General features: G+C 38.1%; 21 protein-coding genes. 9 read left to right on the top strand and 12 right to left on the bottom strand.

From position 1 onward, the window contains the following. The first annotated feature begins 34 nt into the window (after positions 1-34). Positions 35-856 carry a hypothetical protein gene (locus tag BM327_RS14875; protein ID WP_090252735.1) on the top strand — a complete coding sequence of 274 codons (822 nt, stop codon included), beginning with the start codon at positions 35-37 and terminating at the stop codon, positions 854-856. Here BM327_RS14875 and BM327_RS14870 read toward each other — a convergent pair. After that, a complete protein-coding gene (locus BM327_RS14870) occupies positions 853-1,974 on the bottom strand; it encodes a glycosyltransferase family 4 protein (protein ID WP_090252731.1) in 1,122 nt (373 codons plus the stop codon). The genes BM327_RS14875 and BM327_RS14870 overlap by 4 nt on opposite strands. Positions 1,975-2,141: 167 nt before the next feature. On the opposite strand from BM327_RS14870, the gene BM327_RS14865 reads away from it, so the two are divergent. The 3 genes from BM327_RS14865 (at position 2,142) to BM327_RS14855 (ending at position 7,259) form a co-directional block, all read left to right on the top strand. Beyond that, positions 2,142-2,810, top strand: coding sequence for a DUF2461 domain-containing protein (locus BM327_RS14865; protein ID WP_090252728.1), 669 nt, complete (start codon positions 2,142-2,144; stop codon positions 2,808-2,810). 6 nt (positions 2,811-2,816) lie between these two features. Next, a complete protein-coding gene (locus BM327_RS14860; RefSeq protein ID WP_090252726.1) occupies positions 2,817-4,940 on the top strand; it encodes a S9 family peptidase in 2,124 nt (707 codons plus the stop codon). A gap of 90 nt (positions 4,941-5,030) precedes the next feature. Next, positions 5,031-7,259, top strand: coding sequence for a T9SS type B sorting domain-containing protein (locus BM327_RS14855; protein ID WP_090252723.1), 2,229 nt, complete (start codon positions 5,031-5,033; stop codon positions 7,257-7,259). Positions 7,260-7,307: 48 nt separating this feature from the next. Here BM327_RS14855 and BM327_RS14850 read toward each other — a convergent pair whose 3' ends face one another. The 3 genes from BM327_RS14850 to folK form a co-directional block, all read right to left on the bottom strand. Further along, positions 7,308-7,931: a hypothetical protein gene (locus BM327_RS14850; protein ID WP_139230406.1), complete on the bottom strand. Its 624-nt coding sequence runs from the start codon at positions 7,929-7,931 to the stop codon at positions 7,308-7,310. Positions 7,932-8,062: 131 nt separating this feature from the next. Beyond that, positions 8,063-9,772, bottom strand: coding sequence for a tetratricopeptide repeat protein (locus BM327_RS14845; RefSeq protein ID WP_090252709.1), 1,710 nt, complete (start codon positions 9,770-9,772; stop codon positions 8,063-8,065). 104 nt (positions 9,773-9,876) lie between these two features. Then, positions 9,877-10,365: a 2-amino-4-hydroxy-6-hydroxymethyldihydropteridine diphosphokinase gene (gene folK, locus BM327_RS14840; protein ID WP_090252704.1), complete on the bottom strand. Its 489-nt coding sequence runs from the start codon at positions 10,363-10,365 to the stop codon at positions 9,877-9,879. Between the two features lie 112 nt (positions 10,366-10,477). Between folK and sppA the strand changes: the two genes are divergently transcribed. Further along, positions 10,478-12,247: a signal peptide peptidase SppA gene (gene sppA / locus BM327_RS14835; RefSeq protein WP_090252700.1), complete on the top strand. Its 1,770-nt coding sequence runs from the start codon at positions 10,478-10,480 to the stop codon at positions 12,245-12,247. Positions 12,248-12,429: 182 nt separating this feature from the next. On the opposite strand, the gene BM327_RS14830 is transcribed toward sppA, so the two are convergent. From BM327_RS14830 to lnt, 4 genes are all read right to left on the bottom strand, one after another. Further along, the gene (locus tag BM327_RS14830; protein ID WP_090252689.1) at positions 12,430-12,774 is read right to left on the bottom strand and encodes a PHD finger domain-containing protein; all 345 of its coding nucleotides are present in this window, start codon (positions 12,772-12,774) and stop codon (positions 12,430-12,432) included. A 65-nt stretch (positions 12,775-12,839) separates the two neighbouring features. Then, complete coding sequence (locus BM327_RS14825; RefSeq protein WP_090252685.1) at positions 12,840-13,583, bottom strand: response regulator transcription factor; 744 nt, start codon at positions 13,581-13,583, stop codon at positions 12,840-12,842. 512 nt (positions 13,584-14,095) lie between these two features. Beyond that, the gene (gene dnaK, locus BM327_RS14820; RefSeq protein WP_090252681.1) at positions 14,096-15,991 is read right to left on the bottom strand and encodes a molecular chaperone DnaK; all 1,896 of its coding nucleotides are present in this window, start codon (positions 15,989-15,991) and stop codon (positions 14,096-14,098) included. 256 nt (positions 15,992-16,247) lie between these two features. Next, positions 16,248-17,852: an apolipoprotein N-acyltransferase gene (lnt, locus tag BM327_RS14815; RefSeq protein WP_090252677.1), complete on the bottom strand. Its 1,605-nt coding sequence runs from the start codon at positions 17,850-17,852 to the stop codon at positions 16,248-16,250. Positions 17,853-18,002: 150 nt separating this feature from the next. Here lnt and BM327_RS14810 point away from each other — a divergent pair, with 150 nt between their 5' ends. Genes BM327_RS14810 through BM327_RS14795 form a run of 4 tightly spaced genes read left to right on the top strand, consistent with a single transcriptional unit; the run spans position 18,003 to position 21,683 of the window. Beyond that, positions 18,003-19,244, top strand: a complete 1,242-nt coding sequence (locus BM327_RS14810; protein WP_090252673.1) for an LVIVD repeat-containing protein — start codon at positions 18,003-18,005, stop codon at positions 19,242-19,244. 16 nt (positions 19,245-19,260) lie between these two features. Then, on the top strand, positions 19,261-19,827 hold the full coding sequence (locus BM327_RS14805) for a hypothetical protein (RefSeq protein WP_090252669.1): 567 nt from the start codon (positions 19,261-19,263) through the stop codon (positions 19,825-19,827). Then, a complete protein-coding gene (locus tag BM327_RS14800) occupies positions 19,808-20,419 on the top strand; it encodes an RNA polymerase sigma factor (protein ID WP_090252665.1) in 612 nt (203 codons plus the stop codon). The genes BM327_RS14805 and BM327_RS14800 overlap by 20 nt, the downstream gene beginning before the upstream one ends. Continuing rightward, complete coding sequence (locus BM327_RS14795; RefSeq protein ID WP_090252661.1) at positions 20,406-21,683, top strand: porin family protein; 1,278 nt, start codon at positions 20,406-20,408, stop codon at positions 21,681-21,683. Before BM327_RS14800 ends, BM327_RS14795 begins: the two co-directional genes overlap by 14 nt. A 175-nt stretch (positions 21,684-21,858) precedes the next feature. Here the strand turns inward: BM327_RS14795 and BM327_RS14790 are convergent, their stop codons facing one another. The 4 genes from BM327_RS14790 to BM327_RS14775 all read right to left on the bottom strand — a co-directional run bounded on the left by BM327_RS14790 (position 21,859) and on the right by BM327_RS14775 (position 26,530). Then, a complete protein-coding gene (locus BM327_RS14790; RefSeq protein ID WP_090252656.1) occupies positions 21,859-22,407 on the bottom strand; it encodes an SRPBCC family protein in 549 nt (182 codons plus the stop codon). Between the two features lie 96 nt (positions 22,408-22,503). Then, positions 22,504-23,679 carry an acetyl-CoA C-acyltransferase gene (locus BM327_RS14785; protein WP_090252651.1) on the bottom strand — a complete coding sequence of 392 codons (1,176 nt, stop codon included), beginning with the start codon at positions 23,677-23,679 and terminating at the stop codon, positions 22,504-22,506. Between the two features lie 38 nt (positions 23,680-23,717). Further along, on the bottom strand, positions 23,718-24,074 hold the full coding sequence (locus BM327_RS14780) for a four helix bundle protein (protein WP_090252646.1): 357 nt from the start codon (positions 24,072-24,074) through the stop codon (positions 23,718-23,720). Positions 24,075-24,124: 50 nt separating this feature from the next. Beyond that, a complete protein-coding gene (locus BM327_RS14775) occupies positions 24,125-26,530 on the bottom strand; it encodes a 3-hydroxyacyl-CoA dehydrogenase/enoyl-CoA hydratase family protein (RefSeq protein WP_090252641.1) in 2,406 nt (801 codons plus the stop codon). Between the last annotated feature and the right edge of the window lie 6 nt (positions 26,531-26,536).

Below are 26,536 nucleotides of genomic sequence, written 5' to 3'. Positions count from 1 at the left end.
GAAATGCTATTTTTGTATTCATAAATAAAAAAGTATGCACAAACTACTTGGATTTACCTTAGCAGCGTTGTTACTTACAACAGCCTGCGAGCAGAAAACAATAGCAGATAAAGAAGTTACATTAATACCTATGCCTGAGAAGCAGGGAGAATCAGATGTAGCGAATAACTCAGAAACGTACAATGGTCCATCTATGGCTTTTGTAAAAGAGATAGAGTTGACGCCCATAGAGCAGTTTGTGGTAGATAAGAGTTTGCGTTTTGAAATTGCTGATTCTGGTTATGTTGAGCAAGTAGATGCATATTACTTGGAAGGTGTATTGGTGAAAGCTGTGGAAAAATATCAGGAGGGGTTTGATGGGAAATCAGGAACTAGAGTGTTTTATTTTGATGAAGAGCAGAACCTTCAGGCCGTGTTCCATAACTATGATGAGTACTCGGAAAATGAAGTAACAATGTTTTCGGAGAAAAGGACTTATTACGAAAAAGGAAAACCTGTTTTTACACAATTCAGAACTACTGATCTCTACGAAGAGCTTCCGAATTTAGCTTTTTCAAAAATAAGAACGGAGGAAAATAGTACCCAACGCGTGTTGGAATTGGTGGAAAGAAAAGGCAGGTTTCAACCACATTTTATAGGTTTCCTGGAAGCACAAAATGAAGTATACATGTTATTGGGTGAACCACATGTGAATGTTGGGTATTTCTCAGCGGTTAAAGTCACGCATCAAGATGATTTCATCGCAGATTTAATCGACCACGAGGAGGAATATTTAAACAAACCTATAGACGTTAAGTTTTATGTTACTTCGGGAAGGGTTAGGACACAAATTTATGAGCGCGCTTCTTGGAATTAATCCATCATTTTAAGGAAGGCAGACCAGAGTACTTCGGCACTCTTATCCCAAGAAAAATTTAGGGCCCTTTGGGGTCCTTTTTCTTTTAAAGTGCTTCGCAAGGTCTTATCTTCTTTTAAGCGAATTAAACCTTCTTTTATAGAAATTACATCGTAAGGATCGCAGTATAGTACAGCATCACCACCCACTTCTGGGAGTGAAGTAGCATTTGCTGCCAAACATGGAACGCCACTTTGCATGGCTTCTAATAAAGGAATACCAAATCCTTCAAAGTAAGGAACAAAGGCAAAAATATGCGCGCCTGCTACCACTTGGGCAAGGTCGGTTTGACTTAAATGTCCCGTAAAATGTATATGTACCTTGGTTGAAGCTTCTATCTTCGTTTCCATAGATTTGAACAAATCTTCACCTACAATTACCAATTCAAGGTCGTTATGTCCTTCTTGGTGCAGCGCATCAAAAGCAGCAATTAAGCGACCTAAGTTCTTTCTCGGGCTCAAGGCTCCTACAAAAAGAATGTAGTTTTTTCCCTTGCTAAATTTTTGTTTTACGATTTCTTTATCCTCCTCTGAAATGGGTTTAAATACAGGAGAGGCACCATTGTGTCCTACATCAATTTTGTGCGGAGCAATATGATATTGTTGAATGATGTCTTGCTTAGAAAACTCTGATACAGTTACAATTCTTTTCGCCCTTTGAGCAAAAATGGGAAAGTACTTTTTATAATAATTCAGGGCACTTTTGGGTAAATCTTGCGGGTTGTGTTCAAAATTTAAATCGTGCATTACGATGAGCTGTGGAACCTTCGTTCGTAAACTCAAATAACCATCAGGAGAGATAAATGCATCACATTTGTACTTTTTAATGGCTCTGGTCACCGAATAGTTAAACCAAATTTTATAAAGTTCTGGATGCCTAGCTTGCGGGTGCACCACCACAGGAGTTACATTATCGGCGAACACAAATTTAGGATCATATTGGCGGTCAAAAAAGAAGAAAAACTCGTGCTCAGGATGTTGGGTAACGATGCGCTTTAGGTTTTCGAATGTATACCACCCGAATCCTTCCATTTTGTGTTTCAATAGAAATCTTGCATTTACAGCTATCCTATACCCCATGGTCGCGAATGTACGAAAAATGAGTATTTCATTGACGTTAGAAACTTTCTAAATCAGTAGTGCGAAAGAAGAAATAGTATCACTCTCATCCTGAAATTCTACCTCCAATAACAATCTAAAAGCAGGAAGAATAATTATTGCTTATCTTCCCACTTCAAAACTAAATTATGGCATTTTTCACCCAAGATTATTTAGACTTCTTTATAGAGTTGGCACCCAACAATAACAAAGATTGGTTCGATGAAAATCGAAAGAGATACACCAAAAGTGTGAAAGACCCAATGAAAGCCTTCGTTGAGCACCTTATTGAAAAAGGGAAAGCGATTAACCCTGCATGGGGAGAACTAGAGGCGAAAGATTGTATTTTTAGAATTAACAGAGATATACGTTTTTCTAAAGATAAAACACCTTATAAGCTCAACCGTTCTGCAGTATTAGTGGAAGGCGGAAAGAAAAATCACAGTACACCAGGCCTGTATTTTGAAATGGGTCCGGAAGATTTACGCGTATATGGTGGTGTTTATACCTTAGATAAGGAGCAACTTTTAGAAGTTCGAGAGGCAATTGCTGAGAATTTAGAAGAGTTTCAAAGCGCTTATCAAGATGAAAACTTCTTATCTACCTTTGGTGAAATTAGAGGTGAAAAAAATAAAATTCTACCCAAACATCTAAAAGAAGCAGCGGCGAAAGAACCCTTAATTTTTAATAAGAATTGGTATTATTTTGCCAAATTTACCCCCGAAACTATTCTAAGAGATGACTTGGATGAATTCATTCTTGAACAATACCAAGCCGCTCAAAAATTAAATAAGTTTTTTACACAACACATAAAGTAATAGTAAATGTTTAAAAAGTTAGTAGTAATGACCTGTGTGGGTCTAAATATGCTTTCTTATGGTCAAAAAGAAAACCTGACCATAGAATCAGCTGTAATGAACCAATACAGAAAATACTATCCTGAGCACATCATGGGCTTTTCATGGATACCAAACTCAGATAATTTCTCTTATCTAGGAGCTTATACCTCTTTGTTAGAAGGAAGTGCTAAAAAGGCAAATGCGGTAGATACTTTAGCTAAAATTGCCGAAGTAAATGCAGCGGTTAACGGTAAATTGCGTTGGTTCTCAGGATTCGATTGGCTTTCTGGGAATGAGTTTATGGTGGTAGAACAAGGAAAGAAGTTTTATAGCTATAATGTAGATACAGACAAAGGTCTATTGTTTGCTGAATTAGAAGAGGGGGGAGCCAACCCAAAAGTACATACTGGTTCTAAAACAGTAGCATATACGGTTGATAACAATGTGTTTATCAATAAAGGAAATCAAAACATACAAGTAACAAAACACACGGATGCAAATATCGTAGCTGGACAAGCTTTTGCAAGAAGTGAGTTTGGAATTACAGAGGGCCTATTTTGGTCGAAAGCAGGTAATTACTTGGCATTCTACCAAAAGGATGAATCTGAAGTACACGACTACCCGATGTTGGATAACGCTTCTTACCCTGGAGAATTGAAGTCGATTAAATACCCAATGGCCGGACAAAAAAGTGAAAAGCCAAGTGTTGGGATTTACAATGTTTCGAAAGGAAACATCGTTTACATAACACCAAGAGGAGCAGAAGATGCCTACTTAACCAATGTTACTTTTACACCAGATGAAAAGTTCTTTTTAGTTGCTGAGGTAAACCGTGATCAAAATGAAATGAACTTGAACAAATACACCGTAGAGGGTGAATTTGTGGCTACCTTGATTACTGAAAAAAGTGGAACGTGGACAGAACCAGAACACCCAGCTTATTTCCCAAAAGAAGGAAGTAATAACTTTATCTGGATTTCTGAGCAAGACGGTTACAACAACTTGTACTACTATACCATTGATGGTGGTTTGATTCAAAAATTGACTTCAAACAAATTTGTAACGAAAGACATCATTTCTTCTAACTCAAATGAAGTTTACTTCTACGCAACAGGAGAGAATGGAATGAATACGATGGTGTACAAGGTAGATTACATGGGGAAACAATCTTTAGTAACTGAAGTTGAAGGTACGCACAGTGTGTCTGTAAGTCCTTCTGGAAAGTACATTTTCGATCAGTACTCAAATCATTCAACACCGAATGTGGCACAAATGATTACCAGTAAAGGAAAAGTTAGCAATATGTTGACAGCTAAAAATCCTTACGAAAATGTAACTATGGGTACCGCTGAGATTTCTACGATAAAATCAGCAGATGGAAAAACAGATCTTTACCAACGTTTGATTAAGCCTAGTAACTTTGATCCGAATAAGAAATACCCAGTTTTAGTTTATGTATACGGAGGGCCACATGCACAATTGGTAACCAACTCTTGGTTAGATGGTGCTAGCTTATGGATGTACTGGATGGCAGAACAAGGATACTTAGTGTACACAGTTGATAACAGAGGTTCAGGAGAAAGAGGAAAAGCATTTGAAAGTGTAATTCACCGTCAATTAGGTACGGCAGAAATCGAAGATCAATTGAAAGGGGTAGAATACCTTAAATCTTTACCTTATGTAGATGAAAATAGGTTGGCTGTTCACGGATGGAGTTTTGGTGGTTTTATGACGACTTCTTTAATGTTGCGTGAGCCAGGAACATTTACTACGGGTGTAGCGGGTGGACCAGTAACTGATTGGAAATACTATGAGGTAATGTACGGTGAGCGTTACATGGACAGACCGGAAGAAAATCCAGCTGGTTACGAGCAAGCAAGTTTGTTAACACACGCTAAGAATTTAGAAGGAAATTTATTGTTGATCCACGGTACTATAGACCCAACAGTTGTATTACAACACAACTACGCATTGGTACAAAAGTTTGTGGATTTAGGTATACAGATGGATTACTTCCCTTACCCTATGCACGAGCACAACGTAAGAGGAAAAGATAGAGTGCATTTAATGACCAAAGTTTTGACTTACGTGATTGAACATAATAAGTAAAAGTACTTTGTTAAAATATCAAGGCCTGGTGAAAATTCATCAGGCCTTTTTTTGTGCATAAACGGTGATTGTTGTAATTTGTACATCACTATGAATCAACGACTACTGACACTTTTCTTTGCCTTATTGTGTTTGCCCATCTTTTCAATGGCGCAAGGTCTGGTTCCCAACCCCGGTTTTGAAGCTTATACTTCTTGTCCCAATAGTATTGGAAACATTGCCTTTGCCTATCCTTGGGGGAATGCCACCAACATTAGTTCTTCGGCTGATTATATGAATGATTGCGGTTATTCTATGTTGGGTTCTTGGTATTCTAATAGTGGAACACCCTACAGTGGAGACGGTGTGGGAGGAATTAGGGTGACAACTTCCGATGGCGCAAATTCTTACTGCGAATATTTACAAGTTCAACTTACATCGCCTTTGGTGGCCGGACAAGTCTATTCCATTAGTTTTTATTGTTATTTAGGTGAAACCACCACGGGGAATGCCAATAGTTTAGGAGTGGCTTTAACTGATTCATCTATTTTTAATGCGGCAGTGGGTATGTCTACTCTGCAAGGTGCGGTTACTCCAGCCTTTCCTCAAGTAAAAATCAATACCACGGGAGTATGGGAATTGGTGTCGGGCTATTATTTGGCCCAAGGAGGAGAAGATTATTTAACCATCGGTAATTTTTATACACCAGTAGATTTGGTCATGACTTCTAATTATTCACATTGTTTTTATTTGATTGATGAGGTGTATATTGAAGAAGCAGAGGTCTGCGAGCTCGAGCTTACCAATTCTATTACCATGGACACTTTGAGTGATTTACGGCTTTGTTATGGTGATTCGGTAACCTTGATGGCGCATACTGTTTTAAGTGCCGACAGTGGCTATTGGAGTACGGGCGATACTTTGAGCAATATTACCGTTCAAACTTCAGGTACTTACATTTACACCTTAAATTTTGATGATTGTCATCTAGTGGATTCTATTCAGGTAGAATTCGTTAATCCTCCTGTAGTGGACTATCCCGATACTTTATTATGTACAGATGATACCCTTCAAATTATTAATCAGGATTCCTCTTTGGTGCAACGCTTATATTGGATGAATATTTTGATTTTTGAGAAAGATAGCATTGATGTTACCATACCTTATGGATATGAATTGGCCCTCGTTGATGGTTTTTGTGAAGGGCGGGATGCTTTTCAATTTGGATTTATTGATGTACCTGAAATTGTTCCGCTGCAAGATACAACCGTGTGTGCATTGAATGCCTTTAACGTCACCGCCTCGGCACAGGTATACGATAGTTTACTTTGGAATACGGGCTCAGATTCCTTAACAACGGCTGTGATGGATACAGGAATGTACATTGTAACATTTTACAACAAATGTGGAAGTCAGTCCGATACCATGAACCTATACTTACACCAAATGGATTTTACCGTCAGTTTTACGGGTGACACCTTGCTGTGTGTAGAGGATGAAATGGAAGTGTTGATCAATGGCAATGTATGGAGTACTCTTTGGAATGATAGTGTTCAAAGTAATCAACGTGTTTTAACAGCTGGAAATTGGTGGTTTGAAATAGAAGATGAACGATGCTCTTTTAGGGATAGTATTACATTGAGGCTGGCAGAAGAGTTTGAACTAGATACCGACACTTTGCTCTGCGATGATGAAAGTATTTCGGTAGAAATTAATGAGCCTTGGATAGATAGTTTAGCGTGGAATGAGGGGAGTACCAATTCCATTACAACCTTTCAACTCCCCAATATTTATTGGGTTGAAGTGTACCAAGAGCATTGTGTATTTATAGATAGTTTTAGTCTAGAGAAATTGTACACACCTGTAATAAACAAGCTCGACACAACACTTTGTGCTGGAGATCAAATTTACTTTAATTTAAATCCAGAATATAGTTATACCCTAAATAGTGAAGCTATTCCAAACTACTTTTATCTCGGGCAAGAAGGAGAATATATTTTAGATGCAACAAACTACTGTGGAACTTCAACGAAATACTTTGAATTAGAAGGTATAGATTGTAGTTGTAATATCTATATACCTAACACCTTTACTCCAGATGGGGATCCTTACAACAATCAATTCACTCCACGTTCATCTTGTACATTTAATCAGTATGAATTGAGTATTTACAACCGATGGGGAGAATTGATCTTCCAATCTTCGGATCCTGAGTTTAATTGGGACGGCAGTTATAAAGGGAAGTTGGTTCCAGAAGGGGTATATGTTTATATACTCCGCTATCAGGCATTGGATGAACAAGACAAATTGCTCACCGGTCATATCAACGTATTGAAATAAAAAAAAGCCCATTCGTTTGAATGGGCTTTACATATAGGGTTTTTAATATTATAGAGGGATTCTAACTCCTGCTGCAGCAGCAAAAGAGAAAGGCAATTGAACATCAATAGCTACTCCATTAACCGTATTAGCTGGTAAATTTCCATACCCCTCAAAAAAGACATTTCCGAAATCTAATTCTAAATCGTACCCTAAACCAAATCTTAATATCGGTTGCAAATAGTTTTCTCTATCTTCGAAATTCGTATGGTACATATTTTCATTGTAATCTCCAAGATTATTGGCTACTCTTAAAAAAGAGAATCCTAAACCTCCTTTACCATAAAATCCTCCATCTTCACCGTCTCCAGTAAAAAAGTAGTTTACATCAAGCCACAGGTTTAATACACTGTACTTTTCTACTCCTTCAACTTCAGAATCTGGCATTGTCCAATCATTAGAGTTTAAATGATAAGTTCTGTCGTAACTTCTTGGTAAACCAAGGTTGAATGTAGCACGGTAGGTAATTCTGTCACTAACATAATCTCCATTAAATCCTACACCTATAAAACTCAGATCGTATCCTGCATAGTTGGTGTAATTTGCTTGTCCTCCTAGGTAGATCTGACCAAAAGATTGTGATTTTCCAGCAAGCAATAGCGTTGCCACGGCAATTAATTTAAGTAGTTTCATAAAAAATAAATTTAACCAGGTTGAATGATTTTTATTTCTGGTTGGTTTAAAATTAGTGTGATAAATATAATATTTTTTCATAAAAAAAGCCCATTCAGATGAATGGGCTTTTACGGTGAGGAATGAACCTCTTATTTTATGATAGCTGTAAACGCTGTATTCTCTGCGTATGCTAAAAATTCTCTATCTTCTAATGCCGTTTGCTTGTAAGCTGCATCTTGGTTGAAACAGTTTTTCAAGTTGCTAACAACATTTGTTAAATCATCTTGTCTTGCTGCTGCAATCGCCATCAAGTAGTACCCTTGAGCTGATGATGCATCTGCAGAGTTAGAAATTGTAGCTGTAGCTGCGTTTGCATCTCCATTTAACAATTGAGCCAATGCTTTGTTGAATGAATCATTGCTTCCAAAGTTACTTACAGCTGAAGCGTAGTCTCCATCTTGAATAGCCAAGATACCTTGGTTGTATCCAACTTCTTCTCCTGCTCCGTTTGCTGCGTTTAATAAGTTCTTCGCTGCTGCTCTGTCTCCGTTTACTCCAGCTACTGCACCTAAGTTATTCATAACCTCAGCTGCCTCTTCTATGTTTTTTGCTGCATTGAATTCCGTTTTAGCATCAGCAACATTTCCTTGCATGTATAATACTACACCTGCGTTGTTGAATACTCTGTAATCGTTCGGGAATAAACGCTGACCTTCTTTGTAAATTCTTAATTTTTCATTTAAGTCTTCTACCAAAGTAGCAGCAAACATTAACTCTTCAATTTTTAAAGTATCGATGTTGTTTTTTGTTAAAGCAACTAATTCTTCGTCTGTGTAACCTGTTTTTTCGTACTCAACGTTGATCTCAGCTCTTCTTTGCATTGGGAAGATGTTCTTATCCATAGATGTGAACGTTGCTCCCAAGTTTTTGATTTCTTGTTCTCTTTGAACTGGATCTTTGTAAGATTCTAAAATACGTAATACCAATTGCTTGTCGCTGTCATTGATATCATCAGCCAACGCTAATGCTTCTTTAAATCCTTCGAAGTCTTCACCTCTTCCTGTAGTAACGTAAGATGCATCGTTTTGAGCAGCTTCATTCGCAACACCCTTCTTCGCAGCTAATTTCATGATAGCTTCCTTCGCAGCAGTTGCTCTGTCTATAGATAAGTTACCGTTTTTGATGATTTCACCTTCGATAGATGCGTAACCAACGATGTTGATAGTTTTAATTTTCAAACGCTCGTTTCCTTGCTCTTCTGTTAACCAAGCTAAGAAATCTTTGATGTCTTGCTCGCTTAATTCTGTAGTTCTAACATTGTGTCTTCCTTTTGTGAAGTGAATGTCAGCATTGTATAATTCTTGTGTTACACGCTCAAACTTATCCGCCGCGTAAATCACTTGGAAGTCTTTATTAACCAATAATGGAGTAACAATAGTAGCTTCTGCAATTTTAGTTCTGTCTAATTGTGCATTCTCAGAATCACCTTTAAATACTTTACCTGTAACATCTAAGCTAGATACTTTCATATCTGGTGTGTAGGCAACAACATCTGTGTAAGTAATTGTTTTACCAGCTTTGTAAGGAATAGCCTCTCCATTCGCAGTTGCTTTTTCTCCTTTAACAGCTATAGGCTTCAACGCTGTTTCACCTATCATAGGTGTAATTTCTGCGTAAGCTCTTTTGTTGATGCTTTTCTCTGGGAAAGTAATATCAACTTTTACACGTACACTGTCTCCGTGCATTTCTAAAGGATCTGGTGTTACTGTGTAATCAACATCCTTAACTAAATCACAACTTGTTGTGTATAAACCAGCTGCAGCAATGAATGCAAAACCTGCGATTCTATTATTTTTCATTATTTAATTTTTAATTCAACTTTATTGACTTCTACGGTGCAATTATAATGAAAATTTCACCCCCAAAAAAGTAGGGAGATACAATTCTATTATTCGCAAATACTTTAAGATAAAGCGATTATTTCAGAGTCATCCTCGCACTTTTCAAAGAGTTCTTTTACCGTTTTATTCTGCAAGGGGTCTATCCAATTTGGCGCAATTTCATGAAGGGGGTGCATGACAAAGTTTCTATGATACATTCTTGGATGAGGAATGTCTAAAACATCATTCGTAATCACTTGATTACCAAAGTATAGTATATCTATATCCATAGGTCTGCTGGCATAACCTTCACCCGTTCTGATGCGCCCCATTTCGGCTTCTAAGGCATTGATGGCCGTCAATAGTTCCTCTGCATGTCCTGTATATTCAATTTCAACTACGCAGTTAATAAAGTCATTATCGGCTTCAAAACCCCATGGTGGAGTTTGGTAAAAGGAACTAGTAGCAACTATTTTTGTAGCTAGTTCGCCTATTTTTCGTAGCGCAATCTTTAATAATTCTTCAGAATTATCATGATTTCCACCTAGTCCTAAAAATACTGTTACACTCATTCAACGAATAATTAACCTCCAAACACGAATTAACAACCATCTATAATAATTCAACAAGTTGTTTAATTCTCAAACTCTATATTTGTGCGAAAATAAGACATCCCAGATACATATGAATAATAAAGTGAGTTTCGGAAGAGTTTTTTGGCCAAGTTTTTTAGCCTTGATTATAGTTATAGGTGGAATCTTTGGAATAATTTTTTTAGTGATTTCTGCTGCAATTCCAGATGTGAAATATGGTATTCCTTCCAATACAGTATTGCACCTAGAATTAAAAGGAACGGTTGTGGAGAATTCTTCTCGTAAATTGAATCCTTACGATTTTCAAGTGGAAGACAGAATTGGGTTGGCCGATATCTTGTATGGCTTAGAAACTGCTAAAAACGACGAACGCGTAAAAGGGATATACATAGATTTAAAAGGTGTGCGTTGTGGGTTGGCTTCAGCCGAAGAAATTCGCGAGGGCTTGAAAGACTTCCAAAATTCTGGGAAATTCTTGGTGACTTATTTTAATGGTGAGGTGGTTGGACTCAAGGACTTCTTTATAGGTTCTGTAGCCAACGAGAAATATGCCTTTTCTTCTACCATGATGGAATTTGGAGGTATGGGAATGGAACTCATGTACTTTAAAGGATTGTTAGATAAAGTTGGTGTTGAAATGCAAGTTGTACGTGGAGCCAATAATGATTTTAAAAGTGCTGTAGAACCATATTTCCTTACAAAGATGAGTGATTCTGCTCGTTTGCAAAACCAAGTGCTTTTAGATAATGTTTGGGAAAACTACAGAGCAACCATTGCAGATGACGTAAAGAAAAGTAAGGAAGAGTTAAACCAAATTGCCGAAAAATACGAAGTAAAGCGCATGGAAGATGCTTATCAATTAGGTATGGTAGATTCTATCCTTTACCAAGATGAAGTACTGAACAAAATCAAAGATAAAGTAGGAGCAGCTTCACTTAAAAAATTAAAGTTGAAGAAGTTTTCTGACTACGCTAGAAATAAATTTTACGAGGATCAAAATATAGTACGTGCTAAAAAGGCCAACGTTGCTGTGGTTTTAGCTCAAGGAGATATCACCAAAAGAGGGAGCGAGTTTTCATCAGAGAAATACGTAAAATTGTTGCGTGAGGCGCGTTTGTCAAAACACATTAAAACCATAGTATTTAGAGTGAATTCTCCAGGTGGTAGTGCACTTGCCAGTGATGAGATTTGGAGAGAGGTAAAATTGGCCAACGAAGAAAAAACAGTCATTGTATCTATGGGAGATTTAGCAGCATCTGGAGGTTATTACGTTGCTGCACCGGCCAAGAGAATTTTTGCAAGTTCAAATACAATTACGGGGTCTATTGGTGTTTTTGGAGTTATTCCTTACACAGGAAAAGCCTTGGAAAATAACCTTGGGTTAAGTTTCGATAGGGTGGGGACCAATCCTTACGCGGTCTTAACTACCAACGAAAAATTAACAGACGAGCAGATGCGTTTAATACAAGGAGAGGTAAACAACACGTACCAACAATTTATGCAACGCGTTGCGGATGGAAGAGGTTTAACCCTAAATCAGGTGAACACGATAGCCAGAGGTAGAGTTTGGACAGGTGAAGATGCACTAAGAGTTGGTTTGGTTGACGAGATAGGTGGTTTAAAAGATGCCATTGCGTTTGCCGTAGAAGATGCGCAAATAGAAGATCCAGTTATCGAGTATTTCCCAGCCAGAAAAGTTAATCCTATAGATGCTTACTTGGAGATTATTAGCGAAGAACAGCAAGAGAGTGTACAAACTCAAGCTTTGCCGCAAGAATTGATGGCACATTTCGAAAAACTCAAAGCCATAGAAAATCACATGGGTGTACAGGTAAGAATACCAGAGATAATATTAGAATAATTCAAGTCCCTCTTTTAACGAAGAGGGATTTTTTTTGGAGGGCAGTTTAACCCGCTATCCAGTATATTTTTTCAACGCAAACAAAAAAAGGCAAAACCTAAAAAGAGCTTCTGTTGTCGCTTTCTTAGGTTTGCCTTTTTAATACTTTGCTGTTTCAAAAATGCCCTTCCTATCGGTACTGCTTAAAAGTCGTATTGTTCTGCTTTAAAATAGTCGAGTATGGCTTCCTTAATAAGGTGCTGTTGTTGTCTTTCATCCAAATAAGGTAGATCGTCTATTTTCTCAAAATGAGGCCAGTTTTCACTGTCGCGTCCCACAAATTTGTAATGACCATAAGGCTCTAATAAAGTACAAACGGCCACGTGCATTAATTCTGTTTTCTCTTGTTTAGAGTATTTGTCGTAACCCTGCCCCAATTCTTGAACACCAATTAAGAACAAGATAGCTTGAACGTCTAAGTCAGCATCAAACTGCTCATTTAAACGCTTGGTTAATTTTTGAAATTCTAATTCTAAATTGTAATCCATAGCGCAAAAATAAGCAGCACTTTGTATATCTGGTACTAATAAGTTGCTTTTTGGTCGACACTTCTTTACTTCTCCAAAGGAAGTATCAAATTATTGTAGCAAAAGCTAATCAAATGGGCGTGAGATTTTACATCAAAGCGTTTATATAAAGTGTAAATGCGTTTTTCTACCGCAGAGTTAGAAACTTCCAGTTCATCTGCAACCTGTTTAATGGCCAAGCCCTTAGATATTAATTGAAGTACTTCTAATTCTTTATAAGTGATGTGGTGCGATTCAAAAAGTTTGTTGTCTATTCCTTCTATATATCTGAGCTTATCAGGAGAGTAAACCGTGTACTTGGTGAAATTGTTGAAACTAATAGTTCTGTCCAATTCAAACCTTCCAAGAATGGCTGTTAGGTAACCTTCCTCGTCAGATTCAAAACTAAAAATGGTGGCCCGTATAGGCAACCCTTCACCACTAAGCTGATGGATGAGTTTAAATTCTATGGTGAAACTGTAGTCTAGTATATTAGGTCTATTCTCGGAGAGGTAGAAAAGAGAATTATCCGTAACGGCGATCACAAAATCTTTAAAGTTAGGATCTATGCAGTCTAACAAATAAAGCATGTTTACTTCACCCTTTCTTAAGCCTAAAAGGTCTAACCAACCGTCGTCATATACCATGCGCTTATCCCGGAGGTTGTAAACAAATAAAGCTTCTTCTTCTTTTCTTTTTAGTAGTTTTCCATAATACAGTTTTTCCTCATCGGGCAATACAAAATACTCTTTTGTAAAAACCGTCTTATGAAAGTCTTTAGCTGTGGTCATAGTCGAAGTTTTACTGAAAATGAGTTCTAAAACTCACAAAATATTAATTCGCGTCTGCTAACCAAGATAATAAACTTTCTCTTAATTATTTAGTTAATGTGTTAGAAAGTTTTAATTCGAATAATTTTTATTGAAGTGTAAATCACTGATAATTAGAGTTAGTTTTTGTTTTTTGATAATTGTTCATCGAGATAAGAACGACATTTTAAAAATTAAATATGTCGTTAAGAAATTAAGACAGGCAGATAAAAAAATTATGCAGTGCATTTCATCTCCTTTGACTTATGTTTGTACCAGTCAACTAAGTATAAACGCTTAGTAGTGGAGAAGTCCACATAGTTTATTCATTTTCCTAACCACCTAGATCCATGATCTGGTGGTTTTGAACCCCAAATCAAAGAAAATCCGCTTCTAACCGAGCGGATTTCTTTTATACCTAAACTTTTGAGTATTATACATAAAAAAATCCGCTAATCTTTCGACTAGCGGATTTTTTATTTATGTATAGAAAACTATTTTGTTTCTTCTACTTCTTCAAAGTCAACATCTGTTACTTCGTCTTCAGAGTTTGCTTCTTGTGCTCCACCTTGTGCCGCACCTTCTGCATTACCTGCGTTGTACATGTCTTGAGAAGCCGCTTGGAAAATTGTGTTTAATTTCTCCATTGCTGGTTCTAAAGCTTCCATGTTCTTCGCTTCGAAAGCAGTCTTTAATTCAGCTAAAGCTCCTTCGATTTCAGACTTCTTGTCTTCTGGTAACTTATCACCGTACTCTTTCATTTGTCTTTCCGTTTGGAAAATTAAAGAGTCAGCTTTGTTCAAGGTATCAACTTCTTGCTTTTTCTTAGCATCTGCATCTGCGTTTGCTTCTGCCTCAGCCTTCATTTTTGCAATTTCTTCTTCGCTTAATCCAGAAGAAGCTTCGATCTTGATAGATTGCTCTTTACCAGTTCCTTTGTCTTTCGCAGAGATGTGCATGATACCGTTAGCATCGATGTCAAATGTTACTTCAATTTGTGGAACTCCTCTTTGTGCTGGTGGAATATCAGTCAATTGGAATCTACCCAATGTCTTGTTATCCGTTGCCATAGGACGCTCACCTTGTAACACGTGAATGTCTACTGAAGGCTGGTTGTCTGCTGCCGTAGAGAATACTTCTGATTTCTTTGTAGGAATCGTTGTGTTCGCTTCGATCAACTTTGTAAATACACCACCCATAGTTTCGATACCTAAAGAAAGTGGAATAACGTCTAACAATAATACGTCTTTCACCTCTCCAGTTAAAACTCCACCTTGGATAGCGGCACCTACTGCAACAACCTCGTCTGGGTTAACTCCTTTAGAAGGCTCTTTTCCGAAGAAGTTCTTCACTGCATCCTGAATAACTGGGATACGTGTAGATCCACCTACTAAAATGATTTCGTCTATATCGCTTGTAGATAAACCTGCGTTTTTCAAAGCTGATCTACATGGCGCAATTGTACGCTCAACGATGTCAGAAATTAATTGCTCAAATTTAGCACGTTGTAAAGTTCTTACTAAGTGTTTTGGCACTCCGTCAACTGGCATAATGTAAGGCAAGTTGATTTCAGTTGAAGTTGTAGATGAAAGCTCAATTTTTGCTTTCTCAGCAGCTTCCTTCAATCTTTGCAATGCCATAGGATCTTTTCTTAAATCTAATCCTTCGTCATTCTTAAACTCATCTGCCAACCAGTTGATGATAGCGTCATCTACGTCATCACCTCCTAAGTGTGTATCACCATCTGTAGATAATACTTCAAATACTCCGTCTCCTAATTCTAAGATAGAAACGTCGTGTGTACCTCCACCAAAGTCAAATACAACAACTTTTTGGTCAACTCCTTTTTTGTCTAATCCATATGCCAATGCTGCTGCAGTTGGCTCGTTGATGATACGCTTGATTGTTAAACCAGCAATCTCACCTGCTTCTTTCGTAGCCTGACGTTGAGAATCGTTAAAGTACGCCGGTACTGTAACAACTGCTTCAGATACTTCTTGACCTAAGTAGTCTTCTGCAGTTTTCTTCATTTTCTGAAGAATCATAGCAGAAATCTCTTGAGGTGTGTAGTTTCTGTCGTCTATTTTTACTCTTGGAGTATTGTTGTCTCCTTTAACTATTTCGTAAGGTACTCTTCCAGCTTCCTTGCTCACTTCGTCGTAAGACGAACCCATGAAACGCTTGATTGAGTATATTGTTTTATGTGGGTTGGTAATGGCCTGACGTTTTGCAGGATCACCAACTTTTCTTTCTCCACCATCAACAAAAGCAACTACTGAAGGTGTAGTTCTTTTCCCTTCTGCATTTGTAATTACTACAGGTTCGTTACCTTCCATCACAGATACACAAGAGTTGGTAGTACCTAAGTCAATTCCAATTATCTTTCCCATGTCTATTTATCTTTCGTGTTAATTAAATCGTTTGGTTTGCTTTAGTCAATTCTTGTGCCACCCACTTTTTTCTGTCATCCCCCGAAAAATTGTCTGAATTTTATGTTTTTGCACTGACAGATTGTCAAAATAGTTCGTCATAAGCAGATAATAAACTGACAAAAACAACAAAGCTTCCCAAAATCAATTGAGAAGCTTTTCTATATTTTATCTAGATATCTAGATATCTAGAAATCTAGCTGTCTAGGTATCTAACCTAAAATCCTTTCAGCTTACGCATATATCTTACTCCAGTAAAAAGTAGCATCAAAAAGAATCCAAATCCGAAAGTTCTACCCAACACATCACCATACGTGACATAGAAGGTTGCTTTATTTATTAATCGTATGTTTTGTTTAATGGCCGTTTTGGTATTGTAATCTGTTTTTTGAACTACATCTCCTTTAGGATTGATAAAGGCAGAGCTTCCTGTATTTGCAGATCTTGCTACCCATCTTCCAGTTTCTATGGCACGAAGTCGGGCTAAGTTTAAATGTTGTCTGTAACCAGGTGTATCTTTCCACCATCCATCATTGGTAATAATAAAGATGGCCTGAGCTCCTTTTCTACATTGTTGTGCAATAAAATCTCCATAAACAGATTCATAACAAACTACGGGTGCAAATTTTATCCCCTTACTTTGCATAATTGCGGGTTCTGGCTCGACCCCTAAATTTCCAGAAGTCCCCCCATTTTCTATGGCTAAATCGTTCATGAACGGGAGGTATTTGGAGAAAGGAACCATTTCTACACCCATTACCAATTTCGACTTATGTACAAAACGCGGAGGATTCTTATCCATTAATAAGGAAGTATTGTAGTGCTCTACGAATTGTTTGCGCTCAGGAATAAAGCGAGCAGCAAAGGTGTGTTGATTATCGAAGAACTTGTAGGTAGAAGCACCCGTTAGTAAACTGGTGTTGTTCCATTGCTCTAATCTTTTGTTTAATAGTTCATACACAGAACTATTGGTAAATCCATCTTCTTCAAAACCATAAGGAATTGCTGTTTCTGGGGCAAGAACAAAGTCCGTTTCTGGAGTTATTAAACTGTCGGCCAAATCTAAAAACTTGTTCAATTGCTCTTCAACGGGTATGTTCCATTTTTGACTGTACGGATCTACATTGGGTTGGGTAACAATAACCTCGGCGTTTAGAGGGATTTGAATTTCATCAGAACTCGCGTACTGTATCCATGAATACCCAATTGGGATAAGTAGCAATAAAGAAAGCATCCATACAAAAGGTGTTTGAATTTTAAATTTTTCCTTTTTAACCCAAAGGTTATAAGCGATTTTAAAGATCAAGAGGTTACTTAATAGTATCCATAAGGTGCCCCCTAAAACACCTGAGTAACTATACCATTGTACAAGTGAAGGTGTGGTAGCGAATACATTTCCTAGGTTTAACCAAGGGAAGCTGAACTCCCAGTTTAAATGGAAATATTCGAGTCCTATCCAATAAAAAAGTAAACCGATGTATCCTTCTTTTTGTCCCACAAAACGCTTGGTCCACACAAAGAATTGAAAGAAGCTAGCCATGATTAGCGCGTTAATCAACAAGCCTACTATAGTTCCCCAAATGTCTGCATTCATGATCCACCAGCACGTACCAAAATTGTAAATAACAAAAGTGATGAAGGCGTGTGTAAATACTTTTTGACTCCTGTATTGTTTACTGTAGATATAGTGCTCTACAATAAACAGAGGGGCCAAAGCAAAAAAGGCTAGTGGTGCCAAACTTCCCGTGTTGGGAAAACTAAAGGTTAAGAGTAAACCACTTAGTATGCTTAAAATATAACGTGTCGACTTTGAAATTTGCATGGCGTAAAGTTAATGTTATCGTAGAAATATGCGGAGCAAGATGTTGAATTGTAGTAAATCAGACGAAGGAAGTTTGCAAAATTTTTCTTTTCACCTGCAACCCTTTCCAACTCGGCTTCATTACCCTAGTAAACGCCAAATATTTAAATCATGAAAAAAATACTTTTTATAAGTCTAGCTCTAGTGCTTTTTACAGCCTGTAAAGACAAAGTCTTCCACGAGCATATGGCCAACGTGCCCATTTATGAAGATTTCGAAACCTTTAGAAGTTCCATAGCCTTTGAATCTTCTAGGGATATAGAGAAGCAAACCGGAATTTACGCTTGGAATCAATATCTATTTGTAGTAGAAGAAAACGAAGGGATTCATTTTATAAACAACACCAATCCATCATCACCACAAAAAATTGGATTTTTAAATGTAAGAGGGTGTACAGGATTAGCTATTAAAAACGATAGGTTGTACGTTAATAATTTGATAGACATCGCCGTGGTTGATGTGTCGAATATTAATCAGCCAACAGTTATTTCTCGCTTGGAAAGTGTCTTTCCTCAGAATTATCCGACAGGAGATAATAATTATGCCTACAAACAACCTGACCCTGAGAAGGGAGTTGTAATAGGTTGGGAAGTACAACAAGTGAAAGAAGAAGTTTCGCAAGTGAACAATTACTACAGCTTTGAAGCTATGGATGCGCTTGTTTCTAATCAGAGTATAGCTACTGGAGGTTCTACGAATGCTAGCGTTTCAGGATCTATCACCAAGTTTGCTGTGATTAATGATTACCTCTACATCATGAATAACCGTGATTTAGTGCCTATAAACATTAGCGATCCAATGAACTTAGTGAGTAGTGCACCGATTAGAATTTGGATGAATGTAGAAACCTTATTTCCGCATGATGATAAATTGTATATGGGAACTACTACAGGAATGATGATATACGCGACAACCACGCCAACCGCTCCTAATCACTTGGGGACCATGTTTCACGCCACTGCTTGTGACCCAGTTGTGGTACAAGGGGATTACGCCTACGTTACAGTGAGAACGGGAACAACGTGTATGGGAGATCTTAACCAGTTGGATGTTGTCAATATTTCTAATCCATCTAACCCAACGGTTCAGGCTACTTTCCAAATGACAAATCCTCATGGACTTGGGGTGAAAGATGATGTATTGTACATCTGTGATGGTAGTGACGGATTAAAAGTGTTTGACAATACAAATCCATTGGATGCAGGTAATCAATTGATCAGTAATTTTACCTCTATACAAGCCATAGATATTATTCCTTTGGGTGATTTGGCCATTGTTTTAACAACGGATGGTGTGTACCAGTATGATTGTTCAGATGTTCAGAATATTCAATACTTAAGTAAAATTCAATAACCTAAATTAGAATAAGATGAAAAAGATTTTAGCAGTATTTGCCCTCATGAGTTTAGGGTTGTACACTACGGCACAAACAGAATTGACCAGTAATAATTTAGATTATATAACTTCCGTTAATTTGGGAGTGAATACAGACTTTAACACAGCATCTAATTTTGCAATGTCTATTAATAATGGAGTATTATTGAGACAACGTTACATGTTATCACTTGGAGTTGGATTAGAAGGAAATCAGACAGGAATGCAGTTACCCATGACCTTTGAAGGGAAATATTTGATTTTGAAAAACAGAAAGAAGACACCTTTTGTTTCCTTCACCACAGGATATTTACAACCCTTACAAAGAGGTTATTGGCAACGTGCTGAAGGTGGATTTACTGCAGGCGTTCAGGTAGGATTTCAAAACTTTTTTAGTGAACATGTTGGAATTGCAACCAGCGTAGGCTTTAGACATTGGCAACAGCGCACCCATGATAACTACTATTATTATTATGACGATATCTTACCATTTTCACCACATGGGTCTTACCTTTATGTATCCAACAGGTTTGAAGTAAAGTTTGCTTTCATCTTCAAATAATCAGAAGGTTACGAAAAAGTATAGATATACAGAACCCGAGCTCGTTGTGGCTTGTCAGAAAGGCAAGCTAAAAGCACAGCGTGAGTTGTATGACAGATATGCATACATGATGAAAGGGGTATGTCTAAGATATGCCAGAGATGCCTCCGAAGCAGAAGATTATTTGCAGGAGGCATTTCTTCGGGCATTTAGGGCCATACATTCATTTGAACCTAATGGTAATCTAGGAGGATGGTTGCGGACTATAGCTGTTAATGTTGGACTTGAAATGTATCGAAAAAACAAGGCCATAGATTTACGACTTGAAAACTATAAGCACATACAAGGAGATGCAATTGATTTGGACACAGCTTTTGAGAAAATGGCCTTGGAAGATTTGGTCAATAAAATTCAACGCTTACCCCTAGGGTATAGAACAGTATTTAACCTCTATGCCATAGAAGGATATACACATGAGGAAATTGCCCAACAATTAGAAATTACTTCGGGTACCTCAAAATCTCAGTACAGTAGAGCCCGCGCTTTATTGCGACAATGGATAGAAGAAGAACTTGAAAACGAAAAAAACAGAATGAATTATGCAAAAGGATAGCAATTTAAAAAATCGCTTTGCGGAATTCGGTGCAGCACCCTCAGAACAGGTTTGGTCTAACTTAGAGGCTGAATTGGTAGGGAAGAAAAAGAAACGTGCCGCTCTACTTTGGTGGACGGGAACTTCTTTTGTGGTGCTTACAAGTGTTTTAGTTTTCCTGTTTGTGAATACGCTAACTCCAGAGGGTGATAAGATGAGTAAAATTGAGGAAGTCAAGGAGCCTTTAAATTCACTTGAGCAAAAAAATAATGATCAATCTGTAGTTGAAGAAACTGGGGATGTAATTCATGTGCGAAAGGATGAAAATGCAGCTGATGAGGTAGTGGTTGACAAATCAGAAGCGAGTTTTAAGTATTGGGGTAGCGATTTATCTATGGATGAAAGTTTATTAGGTAACCCATCAACTTTTAAAAGAGTTGAACCTGCCTTTTATAGTATAGAAGCCTCACCGATTCCAGGTTTAGGAGATAGTATTGAAGTTCGACAGAAGGATGAGAATGAAAATGAGACGTATTTGATAGCTGATGATAATGTAACAAAAGATAGCACGGGGATTACTGAAATTCAAAATAATGAGGAGGAGCTTGTAGCCCAAAAAATTAGTCGTGCAGACAGTATTTCCCCTAAAGAAGACTTAGAAGAGAACAGTGAATTAGCTCGTGCGTCTTTACTTCCAGAAGTAGTATTAAGCAAATGGTCGTTTGGTATACATGTAGGAGAAGCGTATGATTACAGACCTGTAGAGAGTTCCGTTGGATATAGTAATGATGCTTTGGTTAATTCTCCTGCGGTGAACAATGAATACGCTGTGATAGATCAAACAACTCGTTTTAACAATAGAATGAATGTTCATTTATCTGCCGCCTATGCCATAAAACCTTGGTTGAATGTTTCAGCAGGATTGGGTTATGGTCAGTTTGTGAAAAAGACGACGGGTACAGAACAATCCTTTAATTCGAGTGGATTACACGGTCATGTGATATCACAACCTTTGCAGGTGAATTTTGAGTTTTTAAGTGGACAAAAGCTTTCGGCTTATGGAGGATTGGGGTATACGAATACTTATTTTATTTCTCCAACACGAACGGGATATGTAGGAAGTGCGCAAATCCAAATGGGACTAAAGTATCAATTGAAGCCGAAGTTGTATTTAGATCTTCAACCTTATTTCCAGTATTATAAAACAGGCAATGAAATAGAAGGCTTATATGGCAACGGATTGATAGGTGCACAAATAGGAATAGTTTTTAAACCTTTGAAATAGATCTTCAAACAGGGATGGGATGGAAATGAGCCGAATTGACTTGCCCTTGAAATTGCTTTGATGGGGCGACCTGAGAAGCCGCAGAAAAGTTTAGAAAAAGGAGTGGGGCAGGAGGTGAATTGGAAGTACAGCCCGACCCCAAGTTGCTTGGGGAGTTTGCCTTATACTACAAATACTATTGCTCTAAATATTTAATCAATTCTTTGTAAGAACTTTCGTTTCCAGCAATGAAGAATTTGAGAAGAGAAAGATATTTTGGGGTGTTTTTATATCCTATACCGTAAGAAGTGATTTGTACTTGATCGTCTTTTAATTCTTCGAAGAGAATAACATTGTAAAAATCCTTGGCATCTGCTTTCATGAACTCGGGGAAGTGTTCAGAAACCTCGGCTTGTAAGGTGAGAAGTTTATAGGGAACGTAATTAATGATGTGGGTATATATGGTTGTGCTATCACCAATTTTACCTGCTGGATTGTAATTGCTTTGTATGCTTCCGCCAATTTTCAAGTCAACTTCTGCAAGGGGTACTGACCAATTTTCTAATCCTTCTTTGGTGGTAAAGGCCTTCCAAACAGAATCTATAGAGCTGTGCACAGTGAAACTTTGTATCAGAACAATTTCTGAGGCATTCGTTGAGTCTACAGTAGATATTATGGTATCATTTTGACTGAAAGAAACTGTTGTGAAACAGAAAAATAAGAAGAGTAGAATAAGTTTGTACATGACTCAAAAATACGAATTCAATTGCTAAATGGGAATGTTAAAAATAAAAAACGGGTCACTCTAAAAGCGACCCGTTTTCATATTTTGAAGTGTTCTTTATAACCTTTCGATAACGCCGGCTGCACCTTGTCCGGTACCTACACACATGGTAACTACACCATATTTCTCCTTGCGTTTCTTCAATTCGTTCATCATTTGTACGGTTAATTTAGCACCTGTACAACCTAGCGGGTGACCTAAACTAATGGCTCCACCGTTAACGTTTACGATTTCTTTGTCCAAACCTACTTCGCGAATTACGGCCAGAGATTGAGAAGCAAAAGCCTCGTTTAGTTCGTATAAACTAATGTCAGATTTTTGTAAACCTGCCTGTTTGATTGCTGCTGGTATAGCATCAACTGGACCTATACCCATGATTCTTGGTGGAACACCTACCACAGAGTAAGAAGCCAAACGCGCTACGGGTTCTAAGCCGAGTTCTTTGACCATACGCTCAGACATTACCAAACAGAATGCTGCTCCATCAGAAGTTTGTGAAGAGTTACCTGCCGTTACTGATCCACCTTGGGCGAATACAGGACGCAATCTTCCCAAAGCTTCTAGCGATCCTCCCGGACGTGGTCCTTCATCTGTATCTACCGTATAAGTTTTTACTTGACGTTTTTCGTTTTGGTCTAAGAAGATGTGTTCTACTTCAATCGGAACGATGTCATCTTTAAATCTTCCAGTTTTGATGGCCTCTAAAGCTCTTCGGTGAGATTCTAGGGCAAAAGCATCTTGGTCTTCACGACTTACCTTAAATTCCTTGGCAACAGCCTCTGCTGTTAATCCCATTCCCCAGTACCAATCTGGGTTTTTCTTGGCTACTTTGGCATTGGGAACAATTCTCCAACCACCCATGGCCATTACAGACATAGATTCAACACCACCAGCAATGATACAATCTGCCATACCGGCGTTGATTTTAGCTGTTGCCATGGCAATTGTTTCTAATCCAGAAGAACAGTATCGGTTAACGGTAACACCTGGAACTTTATCGGTTTCGAGTCCCATTAAAGAAATCATTCTTCCCATGTTTAGTCCCTGCTCAGCCTCTGGCGTTGCGTTACCAACAATTACATCGTCCACACGTGCGGGATCTAATTGCGGCACTTCTTTTAATATGTGTTTGATCACATCCGCTCCCAAATCATCGGGTCTGTAAAAGCGGAATCCCCCTTTGTTGGCTTTCCCAACTGCGGTTCTATATCCTGTTACTATGTATGCGTTCATTTTTCTTTAGATTGCTAGACTTCTAGATTTCTAGATGCCTAGAGATTTTTAATTAATTGATTATTGAAGGACCTTATCATTTTTTGAAGCTCAACAAGTTCGCTTTGTTCCGTTTTCGTTGGAACCTTGTAAATACGATCTAACAATATCAATTGTGTTTCTAATTCAAATGCAGAGGATAAACTAAAGTTTAGAAAATTTGAAAAGCTTTTGTTGGTTGTACGACCACTACCTTCTGCAATATTTGATGGTATGGATACTGCACACCTGTTGATTTGACTCACCAAATTGAAATTTTCCTTCGCTGGAAGATTTTCAGTTATTTGGTAAATGGAAACCACTAAATCCATGGCTTTTTTCCAAATCATCATTTCTTTAAAGTTGTGCTTCTTCATTTTTCATCCTCTTCTAGATATCTAGCACTCTAGACATCTAGGTATCTCCATTAATTTCTAAGAATTTTACCTTTCTTCACCATGCTTTCTAGACGCTCTAGTGTTTTGCGTTCGGCGCAGAGTTCTACGAAGGCTCTTCTTTCTAAATCGAGGAGATATTGTTCTGAAACTTGAACACGTTCGGAGATATCTCCACCACACATTACAAATCCTAGTTTTTCTGAGATGAGTCTGTCGTGCTCTGAGATGTAGTTACCCGATTGCATAGAATCTGCTCCAACGTAAACGATACCTAAGCCTTCTTGTCCGAGGATGGTAATGTTTTTCTCTTTGGCTGGAGCTACATAACCTTTGTTGGCCAATCCTAAACAAGCTTCTTTGGCGCGAGTTAATTGTAGTTCTCTCGACATCACGTATTCGTCTTGACCTCTTCTTAAATAGCCCAATTCAAACGCTTCTTCTGCTGAAGTAGCCACTTTTGCCTGACCAATGGTTAAGAAACGTTCACGCATTTTGTTGATGCGGATATCCCCTTCTGATAATTCCTCAGAGAGTCTTTTCACAAACTCTTTGGTTCCACCACCACCAGGGATAACACCCACTCCAAATTCAACCAATCCCATGTATAGTTCGGCATGGGCTACCACTTTATCTGAGTGCATAGACAATTCACATCCACCACCTAAAGCAAGGTTGTGCGGAGCAACGATTACAGGAATGTCACTGTAACGTACGCGCATCATGGTATCTTGGAAGGTTTTGACTGCAAAATTTAATTCATCAAAATCTTGTTCTACGGCCATCATGAAGATCATACCCACATTGGCACCGGCGCTAAAGTTTTGGCCCGTATTAGAGATGACCAATCCTTTGTATTCTTTCTCAGCGATGTCTATGGCTTTATTAATGCCTTCAATTACCCCACCACCAATGGTGTTCATTTTCGTGTGGAATTCCAAATTCAAGATTCCATCTCCTAAATGAACCAAGGTAGCATCGCTATTTTTCCAAACCGTATTCTCTTCGCGCAAGGCATCAAGAATAACCATGTCTTCGGTACCTGGGATGGTTTTGTATGCTTTAGAAGCGATATCGTAGTACAATTTACTTCCTTTATCATTCTTGTAGAAAGAAGTAATGCCAGCGGCTTTCATTTCTTCAACCCATGCTGCAGCTTTGTGGCTTTCTTTGGCAATTAATTCTAGCCCTTTGTCTAAACCAATTAAATCCCAGGTTTCGAAAGGACCTAATTCCCAACCGAAACCTGCTTTAATTGCATCGTCAATTTTGTATAAATCATCAGAGATTTCTGGAATTCTATTGGTAACGTATGCAAAGAGTCCTGCAAAAGTTTTTCTGTAGAATTCTCCCGCTTTATCCATCCCTTGGAACAACATTTTAGTACGTTGTTTTAAATCATCTATGGGTTTGGCCATAGCAAGGGTAGGGAAGTTCACATTGGCTTTTTCTCTGTACTCTAAGGTTTCTAAATCTAAAGAAAGGATGTTTTTCTGACCATTTTCATCGACAACTTTCTTATAGAAACCTTGGTTGGTTTTTGAACCTAGCCAATTGTTTTCTACCATTTTTGAAATGTAGTCGGGTAAGTTGAACAGCTCTTTGGCTTCGTCGTTTGGACAATTTTCTTTAAGTCCGTTAGCCACGTGTACCAAAGTATCTAAACCAACAACATCACAGGTTCTAAAGGTTGCAGATTTTGGTCGGCCTAAAATAGGACCAGTTAATTTGTCTACTTCCTCTATGTTCATGTCTAGTTCTTTCACTGCATGGAAAAGCGACATGATAGAGTATACACCCACTCTGTTGGCAATAAATGCTGGAGTATCTTTACAAAGAACAGTTTTCTTTCCTAAATATTTTCTTCCGTATTCCATGAAGAAGTCTACCACTTCTGCTGAAGTTTCAGCAGTTGGAATTACTTCAAAAAGTTGTAAATATCTTGGTGGGTTAAAGAAGTGAGTTCCGCAGAAATGTTTTTTGAAATCATCACTTCTACCCTCGAGCATAAGGTGAATAGGAATACCTGAAGTGTTAGAAGTAATTAAACTACCCGGCTTGCGGTGTTCCTCAACTTTTGCAAATACTTGTTGTTTGATGTCGAGCCTTTCGATGACCACTTCTATGGTCCAGTCGCAATCTTTAATCTTGTGAAGATCGTCTTCGAAATTTCCGGTTTTGATTCTACCGGCGAAAGACTTGCTGTAGATAGGTGAAGGATTGGATTTGAGGGCGGTGGTAAGTGAATCGTTGACGATTCTGTTTCTTACGGATTTGTCCTCGAGGGTTAATCCTGTTTTTTGTTCTTTTTCGTTGAGTTCTCTGGGTACGATATCGAGCAAAAGAACATCTAGCCCGATGTTAGCAAAGTGACATGCTATTCGGGAGCCCATGACTCCCGAACCAAGCACCGCAACTTTGCGAATGTGTCTATTCATAGTTTA

Source organism: Lishizhenia tianjinensis, from assembly GCF_900116425.1.
Lineage (GTDB): Bacteria > Bacteroidota > Bacteroidia > Flavobacteriales_D > Crocinitomicaceae > Lishizhenia > Lishizhenia tianjinensis.
Note: the sequence above shows the minus strand (reverse complement) of the source record. Positions and strands in the feature narration are given on the sequence as shown.